Source organism: Stenotrophomonas sp. 05L44_2, from assembly GCF_056665995.1.
On sequence record NZ_JBFTNR010000618.1, the window covers coordinates 1 to 2,533 of the forward strand.

Annotated in this window: 2 protein-coding genes; one reads left to right on the forward strand and one right to left on the reverse strand. The window is 60.9% G+C overall.

Annotated features, from left to right (window positions below; translation table 11 throughout):
- The first annotated feature begins 706 nt into the window (after positions 1 to 706).
- On the forward strand, positions 707 to 1,042 hold the full coding sequence (locus AC1VAN_RS18265) for a hypothetical protein (protein ID WP_442251550.1): 336 nt from the start codon (positions 707 to 709) through the stop codon (positions 1,040 to 1,042).
- 1,236 nt (positions 1,043 to 2,278) lie between these two features.
- Here the strand turns inward: AC1VAN_RS18265 and AC1VAN_RS18270 are convergent.
- On the reverse strand, positions 2,279 to 2,533 hold a 255-nt coding region (locus AC1VAN_RS18270; RefSeq protein ID WP_480986383.1), incomplete at its 5' end, for an EamA family transporter.

The following is a 2,533-nucleotide window of genomic DNA, read 5'->3' on the forward strand; positions in this document are numbered from 1 at the left end:
GTCTCAGACATCCCGCTCTGAAGGTGCCGCGCAGTGCAGTCGCCGAATGAACGGTCTTGCCTAGGTGGCGGCCGCTCGCACAAGGAGAGGACAGCACGGCGCGATCACCCGGTCAGTCGAGGCCCTCGCCGCTGGTCGCCACCAGCCCTCGAGGTCTATCCGGGTAACTTTCGCCTTCTTATACGAGCGCTCAGCGCGCTTGTGCGCACTTCGGCGGGTGCTGGCCAGTAGCTGCATTACTCCGGAAGCTTTCCGATGGAATTGTTCAGCCGCTGCAGCTGAAGGGGCTTTCCCAGCACCGAAACCCGGCGGGGGAGGAATCAATTGCCATGGCCGCGGTCAGCTCTTCAGCCCGGACACTACTAGGCTCTGACACAGCGCGGCCGGCAACACAGCTGTTTGATTTCCAGCCCGTGTACGTACTTATCCGATGCTTGAACACGGGTCTTCGCCAATCGCAGCTGCATCGCATCTACCGCCCCCAACGCGAGGAACATCTTCCGCCGCTACCAGCTCTCACGTAAGTTGCCCTCGCTCCGCTCTTCGCCTCGTTGATAAGGGTTCGTTATCGAGGGCGCAGGGTGCAATCCGCGCATTGAATGTGATCCCCTTGCCGAGATCCACATCTCGCCGGCTACCTAAGTCGCAGAGCTGCGCAGATCTCCCTGCACCACTGGCTCATTAGCATCTGGAGAAGATCGCTCAGATGAAGGCGAAAGCAGGTCGCGTCAGCGCGGTGCTGCCAGCCATCGTCGAGGTGAAGGATTGCGTGAACCTTGCCGATGATGGACTTGACGCCCAGGTGGATCCGACGCCGGTAGCAATGGAATCGACAAGCGCTGCGGATGTCGCCGGAGTTCGGAGCACTGCGCAGACCAGGGCGGTTGTTGCTCGGCTTTCCACGGCCAGCAAACTGGTTGATGTGCGGATGGGTGCTGGCAGTGCATCGGCACTGAATCGGGAACGAGTTGCAGACCTACCCGTTCGTGCGGTCGATGGCCATGTTTCTCCGCTTTCAAGGGCGCATCGATCAAACACGTGACTGGGGAGCCGGAGATCGGCCGGGACAATCTGCAGCCGACGACCGCAGTCATCGCGTGCCTGGAATGGCAGGGGCACCCCAACCTAATAAACATAAGGCCGATTGGGCGATTCATCCGTCCGAAGGACCGTGGGTGCGGAGCGCCCATAGCCCTTCAATGCATGCCTGCAGCGCCCAGCCAAGGCAGCCCGGGTGGAGAATTCACGGACGAACATCGATCTCGTAGGTCAAGGCTCCGCTCCGATGCCGGTCATCGGGCGCGGCGGGCCTTGGAGCGGGAGAGGCACCCGTACGTACGCGCTGCGCGGTGCGAAGCACGAACCAGAATCCGGATCATTACTTCGCTGAGTCGCTGACCACCTATGAGCGGACAAGACTATCCGCCGCTGCTGACAGAAACTTCACAGCTTTCTTGCGTTTATTCGACAACAGGGACGCGGAGAGCGGAGGGTCAGTCATCTGGATGCCAACGTCGCTCAGGGAGGGGGTGCGCGGTGTATGAGTCTGTGGGGCAGTATCTGGTGGAGTGGCACGCAGTCGGAGAGCAACGAGGGCGGGAAGGCACTTGGAGCGGAACGTGGCAAGTGCACATGCCCGGCTCGCGCGATTGCAGCAGGCCAGTTGTTCAGGGAACAACGAACGCGACATGGAGCTATTGTGAGGCAGTTGACGCCGCGAAGCGGCAAGCCTTACATGCCGCCGCGGCACTGTGCGCAATGGAGTAGGTGCCATCGTCTTTTGCTCGCCGCTTGGCTGTCGACCATCGAGCCCTCAATCCAGCCGGCGAAGGCCGCAGCCAGGTGAGCCGGACTGGCTGGTTATCTCAAGGCGCGCAATGACGTCAGCGAAGATGCCCAGTCGCTGCTGGGTCAGTGGCAGATTAGTTGCGAGCCGATTTGGATGTCTATCGGGGGATGACAGGTACCCACTAGTGGTCGGAAGCGCGCATTGAGCGGTTCGCGCGATTAGGGACTGTTATTGAAGGAGAGGAATCTCGCATCCCGCTCGACCAGAACGCGCGGACAGAGCTGGCAGGGGGGGCATGCCGCTCATACGTCCCAACTGATCGGGCCGCTTGGTGGCCCGCCCACTGGCAAGCCCCTGTGCTGCGGAGACGGCCGGCTTCGACTGACCACCTCCACAATGTCTGTCGCATTTCGGGGCTTTCCTCTTCGTCGGGTACATAAGGGGCGCGTTTGACGAGGCTGATGGTTAACGAGTCCTTGGCAACCACAATTATTTTCGAGTGGCTAGGACGATGACTCCGGTAAGGACCAGAGCAATTCCGGTCCACTCGCGCAGCGCTGGCCGCTCGTTGAGAAGTAGTACCGAAGCGACAACAACCAGTACCACGCTGAGCTTGTCCACCACCGCCACCTTGGCTAGCTCTCCGATCTGAATCGCGCGGAAGTAAAACATCCACGAGGCGCCCGTCGCGAGAGCGGACAGCACTAGAAAGAGCTGTGTCCTCCCTGGCAGCAGCAGCGGGTT

Excerpts from the sequence above, each read along its gene's own strand:
- AC1VAN_RS18265 (WP_442251550.1), top strand. The coding sequence starts at position 707 with ATGAAGGCGAAAGCAGGTCGCGTCAGCGCGGTGCTGCCAGCCATCGTC.